Origin of the sequence: Limisphaera sp. VF-2 (genome assembly GCF_049537125.1) — a bacterium.
GTDB lineage: Bacteria > Verrucomicrobiota > Verrucomicrobiia > Limisphaerales > Limisphaeraceae > Limisphaera.
Window position 1 is genome coordinate 652,291 of sequence record NZ_JBMVQY010000001.1, and the last position, 22,224, is coordinate 674,514.

Annotated in this window: 16 protein-coding genes; 13 read left to right on the forward strand and 3 right to left on the reverse strand. The window is 66.5% G+C overall.

Annotation, left to right across the window (positions count from 1 at the left end; translation table 11 throughout):
- Window positions 1–231: 231 nt before the first annotated feature.
- The 4 genes from sufC (at window position 232) to ACPDIT_RS02340 (ending at window position 4,230) form a co-directional block, all read left to right on the forward strand.
- Window positions 232–1,008: a Fe-S cluster assembly ATPase SufC gene (sufC, locus tag ACPDIT_RS02325; protein WP_423441188.1), complete on the forward strand. Its 777-nt coding sequence runs from the start codon at window positions 232–234 to the stop codon at window positions 1,006–1,008.
- Between the two features lie 261 nt (window positions 1,009–1,269).
- Window positions 1,270–2,346: a tRNA preQ1(34) S-adenosylmethionine ribosyltransferase-isomerase QueA gene (queA, locus tag ACPDIT_RS02330; RefSeq protein ID WP_423441189.1), complete on the forward strand. Its 1,077-nt coding sequence runs from the start codon at window positions 1,270–1,272 to the stop codon at window positions 2,344–2,346.
- Complete coding sequence (locus ACPDIT_RS02335; protein WP_423441191.1) at window positions 2,343–3,074, forward strand: RibD family protein; 732 nt, start codon at window positions 2,343–2,345, stop codon at window positions 3,072–3,074. Before queA ends, ACPDIT_RS02335 begins: the two co-directional genes overlap by 4 nt.
- A 532-nt stretch (window positions 3,075–3,606) precedes the next feature.
- Window positions 3,607–4,230, forward strand: a complete 624-nt coding sequence (locus ACPDIT_RS02340) for an acyltransferase (RefSeq protein ID WP_423441193.1) — start codon at window positions 3,607–3,609, stop codon at window positions 4,228–4,230.
- A gap of 61 nt (window positions 4,231–4,291) precedes the next feature.
- Here ACPDIT_RS02340 and hisF read toward each other — a convergent pair whose 3' ends face one another.
- Entirely contained in the window at window positions 4,292–5,107 is an 816-nt protein-coding gene (gene hisF, locus ACPDIT_RS02345) for an imidazole glycerol phosphate synthase subunit HisF (RefSeq protein ID WP_423441195.1), read from the reverse strand.
- 585 nt (window positions 5,108–5,692) lie between these two features.
- Between hisF and ACPDIT_RS02350 the strand changes: the two genes are divergently transcribed.
- Window positions 5,693–5,989, forward strand: a complete 297-nt coding sequence (locus tag ACPDIT_RS02350) for a YdcH family protein (RefSeq protein WP_423441197.1) — start codon at window positions 5,693–5,695, stop codon at window positions 5,987–5,989.
- A 322-nt stretch (window positions 5,990–6,311) separates the two neighbouring features.
- The gene (locus ACPDIT_RS02355; RefSeq protein WP_423441199.1) at window positions 6,312–7,481 is read left to right on the forward strand and encodes a threonine aldolase family protein; all 1,170 of its coding nucleotides are present in this window, start codon (window positions 6,312–6,314) and stop codon (window positions 7,479–7,481) included.
- Here the strand turns inward: ACPDIT_RS02355 and ACPDIT_RS02360 are convergent.
- Window positions 7,474–8,781 (reverse strand): glucose-1-phosphate adenylyltransferase, encoded by a 1,308-nt coding sequence (locus ACPDIT_RS02360; protein WP_423441200.1) that lies wholly within the window; start codon window positions 8,779–8,781, stop codon window positions 7,474–7,476. The two genes, ACPDIT_RS02355 and ACPDIT_RS02360, sit on opposite strands and share 8 nt — an antisense overlap.
- 512 nt (window positions 8,782–9,293) lie before the next feature.
- Complete coding sequence (gene nikR, locus ACPDIT_RS02365; protein ID WP_423441202.1) at window positions 9,294–9,728, reverse strand: nickel-responsive transcriptional regulator NikR; 435 nt, start codon at window positions 9,726–9,728, stop codon at window positions 9,294–9,296.
- A gap of 219 nt (window positions 9,729–9,947) precedes the next feature.
- Between nikR and ACPDIT_RS02370 the strand changes: the two genes are divergently transcribed.
- The 7 genes from ACPDIT_RS02370 to ACPDIT_RS02400 all read left to right on the forward strand — a co-directional run bounded on the left by ACPDIT_RS02370 (window position 9,948) and on the right by ACPDIT_RS02400 (window position 22,181).
- Window positions 9,948–13,262: a family 78 glycoside hydrolase catalytic domain gene (locus tag ACPDIT_RS02370; protein WP_423441204.1), complete on the forward strand. Its 3,315-nt coding sequence runs from the start codon at window positions 9,948–9,950 to the stop codon at window positions 13,260–13,262.
- Window positions 13,263–13,423: 161 nt separating this feature from the next.
- A complete protein-coding gene (locus tag ACPDIT_RS02375; RefSeq protein WP_423441206.1) occupies window positions 13,424–14,464 on the forward strand; it encodes a sialidase family protein in 1,041 nt (346 codons plus the stop codon).
- Window positions 14,461–15,216, forward strand: a complete 756-nt coding sequence (locus tag ACPDIT_RS02380) for a DUF3826 domain-containing protein (protein WP_423441208.1) — start codon at window positions 14,461–14,463, stop codon at window positions 15,214–15,216. The genes ACPDIT_RS02375 and ACPDIT_RS02380 overlap by 4 nt, the downstream gene beginning before the upstream one ends.
- A 108-nt stretch (window positions 15,217–15,324) precedes the next feature.
- Window positions 15,325–16,998, forward strand: coding sequence for a polysaccharide lyase (locus tag ACPDIT_RS02385; RefSeq protein ID WP_423442560.1), 1,674 nt, complete (start codon window positions 15,325–15,327; stop codon window positions 16,996–16,998).
- 39 nt (window positions 16,999–17,037) lie between these two features.
- Window positions 17,038–17,997 (forward strand): sugar phosphate isomerase/epimerase family protein, encoded by a 960-nt coding sequence (locus ACPDIT_RS02390; RefSeq protein ID WP_423441209.1) that lies wholly within the window; start codon window positions 17,038–17,040, stop codon window positions 17,995–17,997.
- Between the two features lie 699 nt (window positions 17,998–18,696).
- Complete coding sequence (locus tag ACPDIT_RS02395) at window positions 18,697–19,803, forward strand: MFS transporter (protein WP_423441210.1); 1,107 nt, start codon at window positions 18,697–18,699, stop codon at window positions 19,801–19,803.
- Window positions 19,779–22,181 (forward strand): AMP-binding protein, encoded by a 2,403-nt coding sequence (locus tag ACPDIT_RS02400; protein ID WP_423441212.1) that lies wholly within the window; start codon window positions 19,779–19,781, stop codon window positions 22,179–22,181. The genes ACPDIT_RS02395 and ACPDIT_RS02400 overlap by 25 nt, the downstream gene beginning before the upstream one ends.
- Window positions 22,182–22,224: the final 43 nt, after the last annotated feature.

Sequence of the window (22,224 nt, forward strand, 5' to 3'; positions counted from 1 at the left end):
GTTGAGCGTGGATTTGCACACCGGCGGGAGTTGTGACAAAATGCGGCTCACGTCGCCGGCCGGCCGGCGGGCAGGTGTCCGCAGAGGCGGCTGTGCACGGGGCGCCTGCGTGGTGACCACGCGGAGTCAGGGCCGCGGTTCCGGGTTCTCCGGGCCGGACGGAACCCGCCGCTCCAGCCGGCGGACGCCGGCCTCGAGGCGCCCGGTTTGCTTTGGGGAGCATTCACGAACATGGCAAAAGAACCGATACTCGAGATCATCAATCTGAGCGCGGGCGTGGAAGGACGTCAGATTCTCAAAGGCGTGACGCTGACGATTCACGCCGGCGAGGTGCACGCCATCATGGGTCCCAACGGCAGCGGCAAGAGCACGCTGGCGGCCATCCTGGCCGGACGCGAGGGATACGAAATCACCGGTGGCGAGGTGCGGTACTGCGGTCGCGATCTGTTGGAAATGGACCCGGAGGAGCGCGCCCGGGAAGGGCTGTTCCTGGCGTTCCAGTACCCGGTGGAAATCCCCGGCGTCAACACCACCTACTTCCTCAAAGCGGCGGTGAACGAGATTCGAAAACACCGCGGTCTGCCGGAGCTGGACGCCATGGAGTTCCTCAACCTCGTCAAGGAGAAGGTCAAGCTGCTCGACCTGCCCGAGGAACTGCTCAAGCGCTCGGTCAACGAGGGCTTTTCCGGCGGTGAAAAAAAACGCGCCGAGATTTTTCAGATGGCGCTCCTGGAACCCAAACTGGCCATCCTGGACGAAACCGACTCGGGGCTCGACATCGACGCCCTCAAGATCGTGGCCAGCGGCGTCAACAAGCTGCGCCGGCCGGACAATGCCCAGCTGGTCATCACGCACTACCAGCGCCTGCTCAACTACATCATCCCCGATTTCGTTCACGTGTTGGTGGACGGGCGCATTGTCAGGTCCGGGGATCGCCAACTGGCCTTGGAGCTGGAGGCCAAGGGTTACGACTGGATCGTCAAATCCGAGGCGGCAGCCGTGGCCTGAGCCGGTCGCACCCTTTCGCGGCGGCGGCCCATCGTCCCGCGCCGGACAGCCGGCACCAGGCCGACCGCCCCTGACGGTCTGGGTCGCCGGGGAAACGGTCCCTGCGGAGGCGGAACCCTGTAGGGACGGTTGCTTTCCGAAGAGGCGGCGGAGGTTCGGTCGCCGGCGGCGAACCTTCTGTCCCGAGCCGTTCGGCCCCGCGCCCCGGCCCGGCGCTTTGGCATCGATCCACCGGCCGTCGGGGCGTTAGCATCGGAGCCGATGCGGGTGGAAGATTTCCAGTACGAACTGCCGCCGGAGCTGATCGCGCAACACCCGGCGGAACGTCGCGACGCATCGCGGTTGCTGGTCCTGCATCGGCACACCGGAATTCGCGAGCACCGCCAGTTCGCCGATTTGCCGGCCTATCTGCGGGCCGGAGATGTACTGGTGCTGAACGACAGCCGTGTCATCCCCGCGCGATTGCAAGGGCGCAACCGTCGCACCGGCGGTGCGTTCGAGTTGCTGTTGCTGGAGCAGAACGCCTGCAACGACTGGCAGGCCCTGTTGCGTCCGGGCAAGCGCGCCCGGCCCGGCACCTGCATCCAGCTGCTGGACGTGCATGCCCGGCCCACTTCCATTGTTGCCGAGGTGGTCGAGAAAGGCGAAGGCGGCGAGCACCGGGTTCGGTTTTCCGGTGTCGCTGACATCTTCGCGGAGCTCGATCGTCTCGGGCACATGCCGCTACCGCCGTACATCCAGCGGCAGGACGGTGCCGAGGAGCCCGGGGATCGGGAGCGATATCAAACCGTGTACGCCCGTGTCCCCGGGTCGGCGGCCGCGCCCACGGCCGGGTTGCATTTCACGCCGGAGCTCCTGGAAACGCTGCGGCGCCAGGGGGTCCGGATTCATTTTCTGACGCTGCACGTGGGTTTGGGCACGTTTGCCCCGGTGCGTGTGCCCCGGATCGAGCAGCACGTCATGCACGAGGAGCGCTTCGAGCTGCCCGAGGCGACGGCCGAGGCCGTGGCTGCGGCCCGGCGGGAGGGGCGTCGCATCGTCGCCGTGGGCACCACCACCGTGCGGGTCCTGGAGACCGTGGCTTCCTGGTATGACGGCGAGATCCGGCCCACCCGCGGGCGCACGAGGCTGTTCATTTACCCGCCGTATTCCTTTCGCGTCGTGGACGCGCTGATCACCAACTTCCACCTGCCCGGTTCGACCCTGCTGATGCTGGTGAGCGCCTTCGCCGCTCCGGGGGGCACCCAGGGGCGCGACCTGATTTTGGAGACCTATGCGGAGGCCATTCGATTGCGGTACCGATTTTTCAGCTACGGCGACGCGATGCTGATTCTGTGACGCGGCTTGTGCATGCCCCTGTCCGGCGGAACGCATGGCCCGATCGACCGTGGGTCGTGGTCAACATGGCCATGTCGGCCGACGGGAAAATCGCCACGGCCAACCGCCGCATTGCCAGCTTCGGCAGCGCCACCGACCACGAGCATTTGCTGGCGCTGCGCGCCACGGCAGATGCCGTCCTGGCCGGGGCACGCACGGTGGAGTCCGGCGCCATCGATCTCGGTCCCGGGCCGCGGCGGTTTCGGCAACTGCGCCTGCGCCGGGGCCTGGCCGAGTACAACCTCCGCGTGGTCGTGAGCGGATCCGGTTCCCTCTCCACCCGGGCTCACCTCTTCCGCAAGCGCTTTTCGCCGATTCTGATTTTGACCACGGAGCGGATCGAGCCGGAGCGGTTGGCCCGCCTGCGCAGGGTGGCCGACGCCGTGGAGGTGTTCGGTAAGGAAGAACTGGACTGGCCGGCGGCCCTGCGGTGGCTGCACCGAGCATGGGGCGTGCGACGCCTGGTTTGCGAGGGGGGCGGCCAGGTCAATGACGGACTGTTCCGCGCGCGGTTGGTGGACGAGCTTTATCTCACGATCTGTCCATGGATCGTCGGCGGCCGCGCCGCCCCCACGATCTGCGACGGCCTCGGCTTCCCCGGCCTGGCCGAGGCCCTGGCCCTGCGCTGTGTTCGCCGGCAGCGGGTGGGGGACGAGCTTTTTTTGCGGTTTCTTCGCGCAGACCTGTGAGCCCACGGCGAGGGCCAGGTTTCTTTGGGCGCCGTCCGCGCAAGCCGGGGCGAAGAAACCCCTCGCAAGACAGAAACCCCGAAGCTGCTGAAGCGCCCCCGATTCCGTCAGCCAGCCCCGCGAGGCGTCAAAATTGGTGGTTGCGAAGCCTCGAGCCTGTCCCGATCCCGGATCCTTCCGTCCACGCACCCCTCCGCGGCGCCCCGTGCGCCCAAATCGGCAGGGCCTGGCACAGAACCGGCGCCCGAGCCCTGAGGAGTCGGTCGGGAACCCGGGGCCCCGGTCGCGGGATCCATGGGGGTCGAAAGCTCGGCTCAGGGGTTTTTCGGGGCCGACCCGCCGGTTTCCGAGCGGGTGAACTGTGCAGGGGTGAACACGTCTCGGGCGGGCGACGGCCCTGCGCATGGAGGTTTCGCAATCCGGCCGGCCAACGGTTTGCGACCCACCACCACCGCTCCTGCCGGCCGTCCGGGCCAACCCCCGAGCGCGGTTCCCCTTGCTCCGGGGGCGGGCTGCCCGGACAATCCGGCTCATGAACTCGGGCAGTGCCGTGCGTTCCGCGGCCCGGTGGATACTGGAGCTTCGTTGGCGCGGGTGGGAATGGCTGTGGAAGCTGGAAGCCCGCCTCCGGGGGGTCGACCTGGGCCGGGCGGTGCGGTTTCGGGGACGACCGTGTCTGGCGCGGGCGCCCGGCTCACGCATCGTGCTCGGGGACGGCGTTCAGCTCAACAGTGCACTTCGCAGCAATCCGCTGGGGAGCACTCGCCCGGCCACGTTGCGAACGCTGTATGCGGGGGCGGAGATTCATCTGGCGCCGCGCAGCGGTTTGAGTGCGGCGGTGTTGTGCGCAGCACGGTCCATCAGGGTGGGAGAGGGCACGATCATTGGCGCCGAAGCAATGCTGATGGACACCGATTTTCACGTGCCCGGCCCGTCCGGGACATGGGCGGTGGCGGGGCCGGAAGCCGCGGAACCGATTCGGATCGGCCGCGGTGTGTTCATCGGCGCGCGGGCGATCGTGCTCAAGGGGGTGACCATCGGGGACGGCGCCGTCGTGGGGGCGGGAGCGGTCGTGACACGCGACGTTCCAGCCGGCCATCTCGCGGTGGGCAATCCGGTCGTGGTGCGACCCCTGCGCGCGGCAAACACCGCCTGAGGCGGGAACCACGCACCTCGGTTGCGGGGAGTCCAATGGCACAGGGGCGGGGACTCGCCCTTCAGCCGCGAGGCGATCGGGGCAGGTCGAGTTCGATCTCCGGCTCCAACCGTACGGGAATGCCGCGAGATGCCAGGTAACGTTTGACCTCGCCCACGGTGTAATCGCCGAAGTGGAAGATGCTGGCGGCCAGCACGGCATCGGCCCGGCCCTCCAGGAGCACTTGGGCCATGTGTTCCAGGGAACCGGCGCCTCCGCTGGCCACCACCGGCACGTTGACCGCCTCACTGACGCGTCGGGTGATTTCCAGGTCGTAGCCGGCGCGGGTACCGTCGGCGTCAATGCTGTTGAGCACGATTTCGCCCGCGCCGAGACGGACCGCCTCCCGGGCCCAGGCCACCGCCTCCCACTCGGTGGGCCGGCGCCCGCCGTGGGAAAAAACCCTCCATTGGTCGGGTCCCACCCGTTTGCAATCGATGGAGACCACGATGCACTGGCTGCCGAACTTTTCTGCGCCGGCCCGGATGAGGTCGGGTTGAGCCAGCGCGGCGGTGTTGATGCTGACCTTGTCTGCCCCGGCCCGCAGCATGACATACATGTCTTCCACCGTGCGGATGCCGCCGCCCACCGTCAGCGGCATGAAACACTGTTCGGCTGTCCGCTCGATGACCTGCACCATGGCCGCCCGCCCTTCAGCACTGGCCGTGATGTCGAAGAACACCATCTCGTCGGCACCCTGTTCGTTGTAGCGCAGGGCCAGCTCCACCGGATCTCCCACGTTGCGCAGCTCGCCCGCTTCGGCCCGACCGAACCGGACGCCACGGGTCACCTGGCCGTTGTGCACGTCCAGGCACGGGATGACACGTTTTGCCAACATCGCGTTCCATTCAACGGGCTTTTGTGGCGGGGAGCAACGCGAGAGTGGGCCCGGCCGCTTCCGCACGCCCCCGTCGCGGGGGGTCGGGAACTGCAATCGTGCCGGACCGGGCCCACCCCGGCAGTTCTCGTTGAAGCGCCCTTTGCAGGAACGCCGGTCTGCAGAGCTCAAAGGGACAGGCACGTCCTCCTCACGGAGGGTCCGCAAGTCTTTTGAGCCCGCGCGGCTGAGGCGGGCAGGGTGGAGGACGCAACGCTCTGAAGTGCACCCGGTTGCGGGCCGACCCGCTCGTTCTTGGGCGGGTGAGCCTGACCCGAGGGCTTTGCGCCACGTTCCTCGGAGTCAAACGACCATCTTCATGGAGCTCATTTCCGTTCTTGAGCCCCGAATTCACGGACCCGGGCCAATGCCCTTTTCCCGTGTCTTCCCGTGCCGGCGACGCCCAGAACGCTGCCGAGCTGTCGGGGGTATCCGGAACCTGAAATGTGCCCTTCTTTTTGAACCGAATCGATGCGGGCTTGTCGAATGTTGAGAAACGGTTACGATACAAGCCGACCGATTGGTCCGGAACGGAGATGATGTACCATGGACCTGCACCATCCGATCCTCAAGGAGTTCCCGGAGTACCGCGACACCATTCGCTACCTCAAGGGTTGTGACGAGCACTTCCGGAAGATGTACGAGGAGTATCATCGGCTCGACGACGCGGTGTACCGGATCGAGGAAGAAATTGAATACGCGACCGACCAGGAGCTGGAAGAGCTCAAGATGCGTCGCGCCAAGCTGAAAGACCACATCTACCACATGCTGCGACGCGCCGGTTCGGTTTGGCCGGCCGCCGGAGGGCCCCGTCCCTCCAACCCGGTCGGACCCCGTCCCTGACGGCCCGCCCCGTTTGAACGCCGCGGCCCCGACCGGGGCGGAAAAAGGGGATCGCGCCCTGTCGCGAAACAGTGGCGCCGAGTGAGACGCCCCGTCAAACAGGGGGCCGGTGCGGCCCTTTTCAGATCCCTCTCCCCACCCTCGCTGGAGAACGCGTTTTTTTCCGCAGACCAGTGCCCACGACCGATTTCTCCGCCCCTGATTGGGAGAAGCTGTTCGGGCCTGCCGGGATGACGAGGTGGTTCCGGACGGCGGCTTTCCAGAAGAGTGCCGACAATATAAGGCTTTCTTGGACACCGTCCCTGGCGGTACATACGTACGCATGACGAATCAACGCAGGGTCCAAAACAGTCCGTGGCGGATCCGCCAGTTCGCCAGCGACAACTATGCCGGGATTTGTCCCGAGGCGTGGGCGGCCATGGCGGAAGCCAACCACGGTCACGAATTCAGTTACGGGGAGGACACCTGGACGGCCAGGGTGTCGGACCGGCTCCGGGAGTTGTTCGAGACGGACTGCGAGGTGTTCTTCGTGTTCAACGGGACATCGGCCAACTCGCTGGCGCTGGCCACCCTGTGTCAGTCCTACCACAGCATTCTGTGCCACGAGCTGGCGCATGTGGAGACCTCGGAGTGCGGGGCACCCGAGTTTTTCGCCAACGGCAGCAAGATCCTGCTGTTGCCGGGCCCCCTGGGCAAGGTGCAGCCCGAGGCCGTGGCGCATGCCGTGACCCGGCGCAGCGACATCCATTACCCCAAGCCGCGGGCCCTCAGCCTCACCCAGGTCACCGAGCTGGGGACGGCGTACACGGTGGCGGAATTGCAGGCGTTGTGCGAGACCGCACACCGATTTGGATTGCGGGTGCACATGGACGGCGCACGGTTTGCCAATGCGGTTGCGCACCTGGGGGTGCGGCCGGCCGATCTGACCTGGCGGGTGGGCGTGGACGTGCTGTGCTTTGGCGGGACCAAGAACGGGTTGGCGGTGGGGGAAGCCGTGGTCTTTTTCGACCGGGAGCTGGCCCGGGAATTCGATTACCGCTGCAAACAAGGGGGGCAGCTGGCCTCCAAGATGCGCTTTCTGTCCGCGCCATGGCTGGGCCTGCTCCAGCAGGACACCTGGCTGCGCAATGCACGTCACAGCAACGCCATGGCGCAACGGCTGGCCGCAGGGCTGCGGTCCCTTCCCGGCGTGGAGATCTGTTACCCGGTGGAGTCCAACGCCGTCTTCGTGCGATTTCCCCCCGGCGTGGTGGAGGCGATGCACCGGCGGGGATGGCACTTTTACACGGGTGTCATCTCCCCGGGAGAATCGCGGCTGATGTGCAGCTGGGACACCACGGAAGAGGACGTGGACAGTTTCCTGGCGGACCTGCGGGAAATCCTGCTGCCCGGGGCGGTCGCCGCGGAGCCCCTGACCGCGGCGCCCGCGACGGCGCCGAGGGACCTGTCGGTACACCGGCCGCCCTCGCCGCAAACAGGTCCGCTCAAATGACCGTGCCGTGCGGGATCACGGCATTTTTCGGGATCACCACGATCCCGTCCCGGATGTAATACAGCTCGTGGTCCAGGTTTTCGGGCTTGCCGGCGGGCGAGATCACCACGTTGTCGCCGATTCGCGCATTCTTGTCGATGATCGCGTTTTCAATGCGCGTGTTGCGACCGATGCCGATCCGCGGGATGCCGGCCTGTTCATGAGCCCGAATCGACTCGGCCGACTCGTAATAATCGCAGCCCAACAGGACGACCCGACGCAGTTCGCAGCCCTCCGAAATCAGACTGCGCAACCCGATCACGCTGTGGGAAATGCGGGAATGGTTGATGATGCAGCCGTCCGAAACCACGGCGTGATCCACGTGCGCACTGTTGAGTTTCGAGCCCGGCAGGAACCGTGGCCGACTGAAGATCGGTGCCGTCATGTCGAAAAAGTTGAACCGCGGCAGGTCCGCCGTCAGGTCCAGGTTCGCCTCGAAAAAGGCGCGGATGGTTCCGATATCCTCCCAGTACCCGTTATGGAGGAAGGCAAACACGCGGTACTGGCTGATCATGGCCGGAATGACATCCTTGCCAAAATCCACCAGCGTGTTGTCCAGCGCCCGCGTGATGACATCGCGGTTGAAGACGTAGATGCCCATGGAGGCGAGCAACACCTCCCCGCGGGTCTGAAGGTTGAGCCGGGCCTGCCAGGCGGGGTCCAGCTTCAGTGAATCCTGCACGGCCGGATCACGCGGCTTTTCCACGAACCGGTGGATCCGCCAGTCCTCGCTCACCTGCAGAATACCGAAGTGATGGGCCTCCTCCTTCGGCACCGCCACCACGCCCAGGGTGATGTCGGCCCGCGTCTCCACATGCTGGGCGATCAGTTCACGGAAGTCCATGCGGTACAACTGATCCCCGCTCAGGATCAGCAGGTAGTCCCATTCGTGGTTCATGAAATGGACGAGGTTCTTCCGCACGGCATCCGCGGTCCCCTGGTACCACGAACTGTCCGTCAGAGTCTGTTGCGCGGCCAGCACCTCGACGAAGCCGCCGCTGAACTGGTCGAATTTGTAGGTCTGCGACAGGTGCCGGTGCAGGGAGGTGGAATTGAACTGGGTCAACACGTAGATCCGGAGGATGCCCGAGTTGATGCAGTTCGAGATGGGGATGTCCACGATTCGGTATTTCCCCGCCAACGGCACCGCCGGTTTGGCCCGGTACTTGGTCAGCGGAAACAGTCGCGTACCCTGTCCGCCGCCCATGACGACGGCCAGCACCTGGCTGGAATTGTAGGATTGTCTGGAGGTGTACGGCATAGGCGACCTCGGTGTTGTGTCCTGCGGCCACCGGCACTGTAGAGGACCCGCCTGCACCCGACAAGCCGCTTCGGTGCCGCGGGCGGCCCGGGCGCAAGCCGGATCGGAGCACGCTCCCCGGTCCGACGACCCGGTCTGAAACAACGGCCCCGGGTGCAAACCGCCGGCGGGGCACGGCCGGTGTTTACCGGTCTGCTTTGACCCGAACGCCCGGTTGCCTCGACTTGCCAGCCCCTCCAGCCGGACGAATCCCGTGACGAGAGCGGCCCAATCCCTCCCGGAGGGGAGCACCGGCGCCCGGGTCGGGAAAAAAACCGGGGCGGTTCGTGTTCAATCGGGGGGCGCCTGTTCACTGGCAGCTCGGCAACCTCTCCGACAGGTCGGCTCACCAGCGGGAGGTCGCCACCGATCCCGGCGCGGGGCGACGGAACGGCCGGGCGAGAAGGCCGGCTGGGCTCGGGAACAGAGGCAGGCAGGGGACTCCCTGTGTGTCCCTCGCCCCGGACCGGAGTTCAGCCGGGCAGATCGTGTCCGGTGGTCGTCACCGTGAGTTTCCCGTGTTTCACGCCGCGGGCGGCGATCAGGGCGTCGGCGATGCGCTTGATTTGTGGCGCCGGTCCTCGCATGAGCAGGACCTCCAGACAATGGTGCGCGTCCAGATGCACGTGGACGGTGGAAATGATCCGCTCGTGATGCTCGTGCTGCAATTCGGTCAGGGTCTCCTGCACGTGCCGGGTATGATGGTCATACACCAGCGTCAGGGTCCCCACAATTTCCCCCTGGCCGGTTCTTTGACGGTGCTCGACCAGTTCGTCACGGATCATGTCCGCCACGGCCAGCGAACGGTTGTTGTACCCTTTCTCGGCCGCCATCCGGTCGAGCTCGCGCAGCAGTTCCGCGGGCACGGAGACGGTAAAGCGGGCCACCGGGACTTTCTTTCTTGCCATGCCTCTCATGGTCCGGGAGATCGGCGCGGCTGTCAAACGGGCGGCCTGCAGACAACTCCTTGTCCCGCGCACTCCCCGCCCTCCGGGCTGTGCGGGCTGCCGGGGGCTGCCGGCTCCGGGCCCCGTGCGCGCACGTGGCAGAATCCGCATGAAAAATAGCAGCGGCCCACGCCCATCGCGCGTTGCGGCCAAGGGTGGTCCCGACCTATTCATGAGCCCATGAGGAGCGTCCGTACCGACGCCGATCCCGCAGCGCCCGGGCCGTGGACTCCGGCCGTTCCCGGAAGGCGGTCGGCTCTGGGGAAGTGGATTCGATACGCCGGATTTGTTTGCGCCGGTGTGTGGCTGTCGGCATCCCCGGGCGCCGCCGGAGCACTGCGCGTTGTAGACCTGCGCTGCGAAGGCCGCAGCAACCCCTGCGGTGTGGACCAACAAGCGCCCCGACTGAGCTGGCGCATCGAGTCCGACCATCCCAACGTGCTGCAAACCGCCTACCACATCCAGGCGGCTTCGCGCCCGGACCTGCTCCTTGCGGGCCGGCCGGACTTGTGGGACACGGGACCGTGCTCCTCCGACCAATCCCTGTATCTGCCCTATCAGGGCCGCCCCCTGGGTTCGCATCAAACCGTTTGGTGGCGTGTACGCGTCTGGGACAACCACGGATGTGCTTCGGCCTGGAGCCAACCCGCCTCTTGGACCATGGGAATCCTGGACCCCGACGGTTGGCGCGCCCATTGGATCGGGTTGGAGGGCCGGGAAACGACCAACTGGCTGGCGGAAACTCATTGGATCTGGCACCCGCAGGTGCCTCGCGCCCTCGAGGCTCCGGCCGGGACCAACTGGTTCCGGCGAGTGGTCACGCTGCCGGCCGGGCGCCGTATTGTCCGGGCGATCTTCGAGTACACGGGCGACAACGAATGCCGGGGTTGGCTGAATGGTCGTGACCTGGGGGCGCGCAACAACCCCCGCCGCGTCAAGTGGAACGACCTGACCACGCGACTCGTCCCCGGCCAAACCTACGTGCTCGGGCTGACCGGACGCAACGAGCAGGACGGCAAACCCGCCGGCGTCGTGGGACGCCTGGTGGTCGAGTTCGATTCCGGTCCGCCGCTGGTCGTACCGACCGACGCGCATTGGAAGGTCAGCGACCGGGAGGAGCCCGGATGGCAGGAACTGAACTTCGACGACCGGCACTGGCAAAATGCGCAGGTTGTGGGACCGGTGGGCATGGACCCGTGGGGCCCGGTGTGGACAGCAGAAGATCGCACCCTGCCGGCGCGTTACCTGCGCAAAGAGTTCGCACTGGACCGCCCCGTGCGACGTGCACTGCTGCACTGGTCCGGGTTGGGACTGTCCGAGGTTTACCTGAACGGGCGCCGCGTGGGCGACGCCGTGCTTTCACCGGCGCTCAGTCAGTACGACCGCCGTGTCTATTACGTCTCTCATGAAGTGACCGACCTGTTGCGCCGCGGCCGGAACGCCCTCGTGGTGATCTTGGGCAACGGCCGGTTCTACGCCGACCGGAGCCGGGTTTACGCGGGCACCATCAGTTTCGGGTTCCCCAGACTTTTGTTGCATCTCCGGATCGAACACACCGACGACTCGGTCACAGAAATCGTCAGCGACGAGACGTGGCGCATCACCGACCAGGGCCCGATCCGCGCCAACAGCGAATTCGACGGCGAAGCATATGACGCCCGCCGCGAATGGCCCGGATGGACCGAGCCGGGGTTCGACGACACCGGCTGGCAACCTGCCCAACGACTCGCCCCCTGGCCGGGCACGCTGCAGGCGCAGCCCATCGAGCCCATCCGCGTCACACAGCAGCTGGCCCCGGTGGGATTGACCCAGCCACGCCCCGGGGTGTGGATTTACGATTTCGGGCAAAACCTGGTCGGATGGTGTCGCCTGCGCGTCCGCGGCCCCGCGGGAACCACGGTCCAGTTGCGCCACGCCGAGCGACTGGGTCCGGACGGTTTGCTCGACATGGCCAATCTGCGCGGAGCACGTCAGACCGACCGCTACACGTTGCGGGGCAGCGGATGGGAGGTTTACGAGCCACGGTTCACCTACCACGGATTTCGATACGTCGAGCTGACCGGGTATCCGGGGCAACCCGACCTTCGAACCCTGACCGCTTGTGTGGTTCACGACGACCTCCGGCCGGCGGGGGATTTCGCCTGCTCCTATCCGTTGCTCAACCGAATCTACCAAAACGTGGTCTGGGGCGTGCGCGGCAATTACCGGAGCATCCCCACCGACTGTCCGCAACGGGACGAGCGACAGGGCTGGCTGGGGGATCGTTCCGAGGAATGCGCCGGGGAGGCATATCTCTTCGATGTGGCCAACTTCTACCGGAAATGGATGCAGGACATCGTGGATGCGCAACGGCCCTCGGGCAGTGTGCCGGATGTGGCCCCCGCCTACTGGCCCATCTACTCCGACAACGTCACCTGGCCCAGCACCCTGCTGATTGCGCCGCACGTGTTGTACCGCCAGTACGCGGATGAGCGCTTCATTGCCGAGACGTATCCCGCGGCGGTGCGATGGATCCGTTACATGAGCCAATTCGTGACGAACGGATTGGTTCATCGGGACAGTTACGGTGACTGGTGCGTCCCACCCGAGGACCCCACCCTGATTCATTCGCGTGACCCGGCGCGCCGAACCCATCCCACGCTCATCGCCACGGCCTATTTCATCCACGATCTCCGGCTGCTGGCCCGCTTTGCCCGAATGCTGGGCCGCGAGGACGAGGCCCGGGACTGGGACCATCAAGCCGGGCAGATGCAAGCGGCCTTCCATCAACGCTTCTACGATCCGGAGCGCGGGCAGTACGACAACGGCACGCAAACCTCATCCGTGCTGCCCCTGGCCCTGGACCTGGCGCCCGAGCGGGAGCGGTCGCGGGTTTTTGCCAGCCTGGTCCGGAACATCGAAGAGGTGACCCGGGGCCACATCGGCACCGGCCTGATCGGGGGCCAGCATCTGATGCGCACGCTCACCCGGTTCGGACGTGCGGACCTGGCATTTCGCATCGCCACCCAGACCGAGTATCCCGGCTGGGGTTACATGGTCCGCCAGGGAGCCACCACGATCTGGGAGCTGTGGAATGGCGACACCGCCGACCCGGCGATGAACTCCGGCAATCACGTGATGCTGGTGGGCGACCTGGTGCTGTGGCTGTACGAATGCCTGGCCGGGATCGCTCCCGCCGAGGGCGCACCCGGCTTCAAAGAGCTCCACATGCGGCCGCATCCCGTGCCCGGTCTGGCCTGGGTCAAGGCGCGCCGGCTCACTCCGTATGGCTGGGTGCACAGCGAGTGGCGCCGTCACGCCGACCGATTTGAATGGGAGGTGGAGGTGCCCCCCAACAGCCTCGCGCGTCTGGAGGTGCCCACTCGAGCGCCTGAACAAGCGCGGGTCAACGGGCTCGCCCCTCACGAAGCACCGGGTGTGCTCCAGTCGGCGCACGAGGCCCAAACCCTGCAATTGCGCGTGGGCAGCGGTCGCTACCATATTGTCTGTCCATGAAATCCAGCATCCCTTCCTCCGCTGCCCCGGCCGGTTGCGGCGAATCGGTCACCGGCGCGTCCCGGGGAACCCGTCGGCGAACGGTCCTTGGCTCTGCGCGGCCCCGGCACCCGGCGGGTCGCCCGCCCGGATGGATCCCGGCAATGATGCTATGCTGGTGTATGCAAGTGTGGGCTGCATCCTCCGGGGATCCGCCGCCCGGCGTGGTGCGCACGGAGTTCATCTTCGAGACGGCCCCGTTTCCGTCGTGTCACGCCTCCACCATCGTCGAGACCCCCTCCGGTCTGGTGGCCGCCTGGTTCGGCGGCACGCACGAACGGCATCCGGACGTGGGCATCTGGGTGTCCCGACACGAGAACGGCCAATGGACGCCTCCGGTGGAAGTGGCCAATGGAGTCGAGTCGCCCACGGTTCGTTACCCCACGTGGAATCCCGTGCTGTTCCAGCCCCGCGACGGGCCCCTGCTGCTCTTTTACAAGGTCGGACCCAGCCCCAGCACCTGGTGGGGCATGCTCAAACGGTCCTTCGACGGGGGGCGCACCTGGTCGGAACCGGAGCGACTGCCGGAGGGCATTCTCGGTCCCATCAAGAACAAGCCGGTGCAACTGCCCAACGGCGAGCTCTTGTGCGGTTCAAGCACCGAGGGACGGGAAGGTTGGCGGGTGCATTTCGAGCGAACGCCGGACCTGGGACGGACCTGGACTCGCACACCACCGCTCAACGACGGCAAGACCATCGCCGCCATCCAACCCAGCATCCTTGTCCATTCCCGGGATCGCCTGCAGGCCCTCGGGCGGACTCGACAGGGACGCCTGTTCGAAATCTGGTCGCGCAACGGCGGCCGGACCTGGGACCGCATGCGGCTGACCGCACTGCCCAACCCCAACGCCGGCACCGACGCCGTGACCCTGCGCGACGGTCGTCAATTGCTGGTGTACAACCATGCGGCCCGACCGAACCTGCGCTCGCCGTTGAACGTGGCCGTCTCCCCGGATGGTCGGCGCTGGTTTGCCGCCCTCGTGTTGGAAAACGATCCCGCGGCGCCCAACGGGTTCGCCTATCCCGCAGTGATTCAGACCCGTGACGGTCTTGTCCACATCACCTACACATGGAAGCGCCAACGCATCAAACACGTCGTCCTGGATCCGGACCGCCTCCGTCTGGTGCCAATGACGGAGACGATCTTCCTGTGGCCCGAATGAAACTCGTATCCGCCGATCGCGAACAACCCCGCCGAAACCGGATTCCGCCCGGCCACCGGTCTGGAAGAATCCTCGGCTTCGTGTTTCTGCTGGGCCGATTGCTTGCCGGAGCCGGGGCCGCCGAACCCGGCCTGTCTGCTCCCGGTGCACCGGAGGAGGAGGCCTACCGTCAGACCATCGCAACCCGGGCCGAGCGCATTCTGCGGCCGCTGCAGTTGCAGGACCTCGACACTTCCAACCGCGTCCACGCCCTTCTGATGCGTCACTATCGAAACCTGCGCGACCTCCATGATCAGCGCGACGTAGCGCTCCGATCCCTCAAAGACGCCTCCCCGGGCGCCCCCGACCGGGCCGCAGAAGAAAGTCGGATCCGGCAGGCCACGCGGCACCAACTGGATGCGTTGCACACGAACTTCGTCCAGGCGCTGGCCCGCGAGCTCACCCCCGCACAAGTGGATCAGGTGAAGGACGGCATGACCTACAATCTGGTCGAGGTGACCTACCGGGCGTATCTCCGTCTTTTGCCGGAACTGAGCGAGTCGCAAAAGCAGCAGATTCGTTCGTGGCTGCTGGAAGCCCGCGAACTGGCCATGGACGAGGGCACGGCCCGCGAAAAACACGCAGTGTTCAATCGTTACAAGGGCCGCATCAACAACTACCTGTCCGCGGCCGGCTACGACCTCAAGGCGGCCGAACGCCGACTGCGCGAGGCCTCGAAGGCACCGGCGTCCGCCCCGGCCCCTGCGGAGTAAGCAGATCCAGTCATGCACCGGTCAACTTCCTTCTGCGGTCTGAACCAAACGAAGTCACATCCGAAGCCAGGGCGCTTTGCGTCACCGGCCCGGTTGCTGGGATTCGCAGTGGGCTTGAGCGGCTTCTGGGCTGCGGCGCAGTATCCGCGGATTCCTGCCGATGTGGCCGCCGAGGCCCAGCGGCGTCAGGCCGAGGCCCGCCGACTCGCAGACGCAGCCTGGCAGCGGGCCCTGCCGGAGGTGCAAGAATGGGCGGCCAGGGGCAAACCGTATCGACCCGGCGCAGCCGTGCCGGCGGATTTGCCGCAGGCCAGGATTCCCGCCTTCCCGGGGGCCTGGGGCGGCGGCATGTACAGTTTCGGCGGCCGCGGCGGAAGGGTGTTCGTGGTGACGAATCTGGCCGACCGCGGTCCGGGAACGTTCCGGGAGGCCTGCGAGGCGGGCGGTCCGCGGATCGTGGTGTTCAACGTGGCAGGGATCATTCGGTTGGAATCGCCCGTCCGCATTCGGGCGCCGTACATCACCATCGCCGGCAACACGGCACCCGGCGATGGCGTGTGCATTGCCGGGGCCAGTGTTCACATTGACACCCACGACGTGGTGATCCGGCACATGCGGTTTCGACGCGGCCAGGTCTGGGTGGGAGAACGGGACGATGCCCTGGGCGGGAATCCGGTGGGCAACATCATCCTCGACCATGTCTCCGCCAGCTGGGGGCTGGACGAGAACATGTCCTTGTATCGTCACATGTATGACCACGACGGCGACCCGACCACCCCGGAGCTGAAGCTGCCCACGGTCAATCTGACCATCCAGTATTCCATCTTCAGCGAGGCCCTCAACACCTACAATCACGCGTTCGGCAGCACCCTGGGAGGTCTCAACAGCACCTTCCACCACAACCTCTGGGCCTGTAACAGCGGGCGCAACCCCAGTGTGGGAATGTACGGCGATTTTACCTTCGTCAACAACGTGCTCTTCAACTGGGTCCACCGCACCATCGATGGCGGCGATCACCGGAGCTACTTCACCATTCTCAACAATTACTTCAAGCCGGGCCCGGCCACGCCGCGCGACCAACCGGTGGCCTGGCGCATTCTCAAACCCGAGTCCGAACGCAGCCGGACCAATCTGGACAACTTCGGCCTCGCCTTCGTGCAGGGCAACGTGGTCGAGGACAACCCGCGCGTGACGCGGGACAATTGGCACGGGGGCGTCCAACCGGATCCGGTTCGAGATCCGCTGCCCGAGGTGTTGCGGCGCATCCGGACGGAGAAACCCTTTCCCCATGCCCCGCTGCGGGTGCAATCGGCCGCCGAGGCGTTCGAGGAGGTGTTGCGCCACGCGGGCGCCACCCTGCCCCGGCGCGATGCCGTGGACGCACGAATCATCGGGATGGTGCGGTCCGGACAAGCCTCCGGGGCGCGGCCCTGGCCCGGACTGCGCGAGCTGTTGCGAACGGTGGGATACACGGAGGCGACGATCGCCAACATCGAGCGACTCGTGCCCCTCGGCATCATTACTCACCCGGACGAAGTCGGCGGTTACCCCAACTACCGCGGCGAACCATATGTCGACACGGACGGCGACGGAATGCCGGATGCATGGGAACTGGCCCATGGCCTGGACCCGCGCGATCCCGCCGACGCGACCAACGACCTCAACGGCGACGGCTACACCAACATTGAAGACTTCATCAACGGTCTGGACCCCCGCGCCCCTGCCCGGGATTGGACCGACCTCCGCAACAATCTGGACCCGCGAATGCACCCCACGCGGTGAGGCCTCCCCGCAACCGTCCTTCTCCAGTCCCAGCCGTCCATGAACCCGCAACCGCAATCCGTGCCTCTCTCCCCCGAAGCGCATGGGCCATCCCGCCGGCGTTTTCTCAAGCAGCTCGGCGGCCTGACCCTGCTGGGCTGGACCGCCTCGCGCCTCGGGGGTCAGGGCGAATCCCCTGCGGCTTCAAAGCCCCGCTATCGCGTGGCGGTATGTGACTGGATGATCCTCCAGCGCCAAAAGGTGCGCGCGTTCAGCCTGGCCCGCGAATTGGGCGCTGACGGGCTGGAGGTGGACATGGGCCCGCTGGGGCAGCGGGAGACCTTTGACAACGCGCTGGCGCGGCCGGAAGTGCAAGCCGAGTTCCTCGCTGCCGCCCGGGAGCACGGCGTGGCCATCTGTTCCATCGCCATGTCGGGCTTCTACGCCCAGTCCTTCGCCGAGCGTCCCACCGTGGCGCGCATGCTCGAAGACGCGGTTCGCACCGCCCGGGCGTTGGGGGTCCGCGTGCTGTTCCTGCCCCTGGGTGTGCCGTCCGACCTGCAACAGAATCCGCACCTTCGCCCGGCCGTGGTGGAGCGACTTCGGCTGGCCGCCCGCCTTGCCGAGCCGGCCGGGGTGGTGATTGGCGTGGAGACGTCCCTGCCTGCTGCGGACGAAGTGCGCCTGCTGGAAGCGGTCGGCTCCCCGGCCGTGCGGAGCTATTTCAATTTCGCCCAGGCGCTCAAGCACGGGCGGGACGTGGTCACGGAACTGGAGACGCTGGGAGCCGAGCGGCTCGTGCAAATCCACGCCACCAACGAAGATGGCGTGCTTCTCGAGCATGACCCCGGGCTCGACCTGCCGCGGATCAAGCGCGCCCTCGACCGGTTGGGCTGGCGGGGTTGGTTGGTCGTGGAACGATCGCGGGACGCCCGCAACCCGCGCGATGTGCGAGCCAATTTTGGCGCGAACGTGGCGTACTTGAAACGTGTGTTTCAAGACGCGTCGGAATCTCGTTGAAGGCAGACGGGCCGTCCCTGACAACCCGCTGCCGCGTCCGACGTGAGCCTCCGGACCTGCAGCCTCCGGGGTTCGGCGGGTCAAAGGTCGCACGCAGCCCGGAGCCCACCGAGCCTCCTCTTTCCACAACACGCCGCGGTTTTCTGCAGGTGCCGAAATTCGCATCCCCCGCCAGGTTCGATCCTGCGACCACCTGCGAGGGCCGGCGTCTTTGGGGCGCGCTCGACCACGTGCAAAGCCCGAGCGTGCACCTCCGGGGGCGAGCCGGTTGGCCGCGGGATCGTCCGGGGTTGAGTGGAGAGCTCGAATTCCGCAACGGACTCGAGGTGGCAGGCGTCTTCCGGCGTCCTGGCGAACCCCGGCGGAGAGCCCACCATCCAACAGCAGCGTCCTTGAGCTCCGAGCCCGGCACCGGGGGCGCCGCGACGCGGCCTCCGCATGCTGCGCCGGCTCATGCCGGGAGCTGGCGGCAGTTGGAGAACCTGCTTTTTTCGAGGTACAACAGCCCTCCGGGGTTTCCAAACGCCCCGGCCTGGGCTAATGTATGCGGCGACAACTCCCTATGAAAGGCGTGGTCAAAGCCCCAACGGGAGCGTCGCCGGACGGCCGGAGTCGTCGGCCTCCTCGCCGGGCTTTCCCTCGGCACGTCCCGGAGACGGGCTGCTGCACCCGGAACACCGGCGCCGAAGCCCTGGTCTCATGAACCCCCCGAGCCCGTTGGCGTCGCCTTCTTCCTCCGTGGGTCCCCAAGAGGATCGCCGCAGTTTCATTTGCCTCTGGATCGCGCAGTTCCAAGGCGCTTTCAGCGACAATCTGCACAAGTTCCTGGTTCTGTATCTGGCGCTGGGGATGGGGCTGTCGCAGGCCCGGGAACAGGCGTTCGTGCCCCTGGTGAATGCCCTGTTTGCCGTGCCGTTCCTGGTGTTCTCGATGCTCGGCGGGTGGTTGGCCGACCGGTTCAGCAAGCGGACGGTCTGCGTGGGCGTGAAAGTGGCCGAAATCGGGGTCATGCTGCTGGCCACTGCGGCGCTGAGCTGGGTTTCGATTCCGCTCATGCTGGTGGCGGTCTTTCTCATGAGCACGCAGAGCGCCTTGTTCGGCCCCACCAAGTACGGTCTGCTGCCCGAGCTGCTGCCCGAGTCCCGACTCTCCTGGGGCAACGGATGGCTCGGGTTGGGAACCTTCTTGGCGATCATCCTGGGCACGATGGCCGCGGGCGGGCTCATGAGCCTTTGGGGCACGCACCAGGCGGCGTCCGGGTGGCTCCTGGTCGGGCTGGCCACGGTGGGGACCGTGGCCAGTCTGGGGATTCGCCGTCTGCCCGCGGCAGCCCCGGAACGCCCGCTGCAGTGGAATCCGTGGAGTGAGTTCTTCCAGCAATGGCGATGGTTGCGAAAGGACCGGGTGTTACTGAGCTGTGTGCTGGCGGTGGATTACTTGTGGTTTCTGGGGGCCCTGCTCCAACCGGCACTCATCTTTTACTGTCGGGACGTGCTGCGGGGAACGGAATGGCACACCAGCTTGTTGCAGGCCGGTCTGGCCCTGGGCATCGGCCTGGGCAGCGCGGCCGCGGGATACGTGTCGGGGCGGCGCATCGAACTGGCGCTGGTGCCCGTGGGCGCACTGGGCCTGGCTGCTTTGGGCGCCGTGCTGGGCATGTCCGATCTGAGTTTTTACGGTGCGGTGGCGGCCGTGGGAGGGCTCGGATTCGCCGGGGGCTTGTACGTGGTTCCCCTGAACGCGTTGTTGCAGGCGCGTCCGGTGCCGGAGCGGCGGGGGGCGTGCTGGCGGTTTCAGCCCTGCTGAGTTGGGCGGGCATCGTCCTGGCCGGCGGCCCGCTGTACTACGTGCTCACCGCGGGTCTGGGACTCGGGCCGCGCGGCGTCTTCCTGGTCGGCGCCACCCTGAGTTTTGCGGGGCTGGCGGCCTTCGTCTGGGCCATGCCGGAAAGCTTCATTCGACTGGCGGAGAAGATTCTGGTGCACACCCTGCATCCGGTTCACGTCCTCGGCCGGGCGAACGTGCCCCAGACAGGCGGGGCCCTGTTGGCCTCGAATCATCAATCGCTGGTGGACTGGATGCTGCTGCGGGCCGCGGTGGGACGGCCGATTCGCTTCCTGATGTATCATGGGCACTACGAACAGCCCTGGCTGAAGTTTTGGGCCCGGGCTTTGGGGGTCATTCCGGTTGCACCGCAGTTGGGCCCCCGCGCACTTCGAGCATCGCTCGAGCAGGCGCGAGCGGCCATTCGTGCGGGGGAACTGGTCTGCATTTTTCCCGAGGGACAGATGACGCGGACGGGCCACTTGCTGCCGTTCCGAAGAGGTCTGGAAAAAATCATGGAAGGGTTGGACGCACCGATTCTGCCCGTGGCCCTCGAGGGCGTTTGGGGGAGCCCGTTCAGCTTCCAGCGCCGGCGCACCGAGGTGAAGTGGCCGCGTCGGCTCCTCCAGCCGGTCACGATTGTGTTCGGTCGCCCATTACCCGGCCATGCCACAGCCTTTCAAGTGCGGCTGGCCGTGCAAGAAGCCTGGGCAGAGGCATGGCAGTGGCGGTTTCGACACGGGTCGTCTCTCTCGCAACGTTTCCTGGCCCGGGCGCGGCGGCATCCGTGGCGATTGGCCATGGCAGACGAACGCAGCGGGTCGCTGAGCTGTGCACGTGTCGTGACGGGGGCCGTGCTCGTGGCGCGGCGTCTTCGCCGGCACTGGGGCAGCCAGGAGCGGGTCGGCGTGTTGCTGCCACCCTGCGTGCCCGCGGCCCTTGTCCATTGGGCGCTGGTCCTGGCGGGCAAGGTCCCGGTTCACTTGAATTACACGCTGGCCGCCGACACGCTGGCCGCGTGCGTCCAGCAGGCGGGCCTGCGGTTCGTCATCAGCTCGGAGCGGTTTCTCCAGAAAATGCCCGTGCAACTCTCCGTGCCGGTGGTGTGCCTGGAATCCGTGCTGGCGGGGATCCGACCCTGGGAAAAAATGCTCGCCGCGGTCGCAGCGTGGTTTTTCCCGGCAAGGATGCTGGAACGGTGGCTGGGCGGGAAACCGGTGCTTCCGCGGACATCCACGGCGACCCGGCGCATGGCCACGCTCGTTTTCTCCTCCGGCTCCACGGGCGAACCCAAGGCCGCGGTGCTGTCTCAGGCGAACATCCTTGCCAATATCGAGCAGGTGGCCCGGGTGATCGCGCTGGATCGAAACGATCGGCTGCTGGGAATCCTGCCTTTCTTTCACTCCTTCGGCTTCACCGTGGGGCTGACCCTCCCCGCGCTCCTGGGCGTGCCGGTGGTGTTTCATCCGAATCCCGTCGACGCCAGGGCGATCGGGGAGCTGGTCCGGCGCTGGCAGCTCACGTTGCTGATCGCCACGCCCACCTTTTTGCAGTTCTACCTGCGGGGTGTGAACCCCGCGGATTTTCAAACCTTGCGGTTGGTGGTCACCGGCGCGGAAAAACTGCCGGCGCGGCTGGCGCGTGCTTTCACAGAAGCCTTCGGCGTCCAACCCCTCGAGGGGTACGGCTGCACCGAATGCGGTCCGGTGGTCTCGGTGAACGTGCCCGACTTTCAGGCGCCGGGGTTCCATCAAGTGGGCCACAAGCCCGGCAGCGTGGGGCTGCCCCTGCCCGGGGTGGCGGTGCGCGTGGTGGATCCGGGCAGTTTCGAGCCGTTGCCCGCCAACCAGCCCGGCCTGCTGCTGGTCCGCGGCCCCAACGTGATGGAGGGTTATTGGAAGCGGCCCGACCTGACCGCTGCGGCTTTTCGGGACGGGTGGTACGTCACGGCCGACATCGCGCGGTTGGACGAGGACGGGTTCGTGTATTTGACCGATCGGCTGGCACGTTTCAGCAAAATCGGGGGTGAAATGGTTCCGCACCTGCGCGTGGAGGAGGTCTTGCACGAACTGGCCGGTGCAACCGAGCGTTGCTTTGTCGTGACCAGTGTCCCCGACGAGTCGCGCGGTGAACGACTTGTGGTGTTGCATCGCCTGGAGGAATCCCGGCTGCGGGCGTGCTTGCAGGAGCTGGCCACCACGCAGGCCCTGCCCAACCTGTGGAAGCCCCGCCCCGACCAGTTTTATCGCGTCGAGGCGTTTCCCCTGTTGGGCAGTGGCAAACTCGACCTCTGCGCGGTGCGCCAGCTGGCCCGGCAACTCGCCGGGGCCGTCGCCACCACGGTCGAGTCCGGGCCATAGCGGCCGCCCCGGGCCCGGCAGCGGCGTTTTCCTTCGCCCGGCC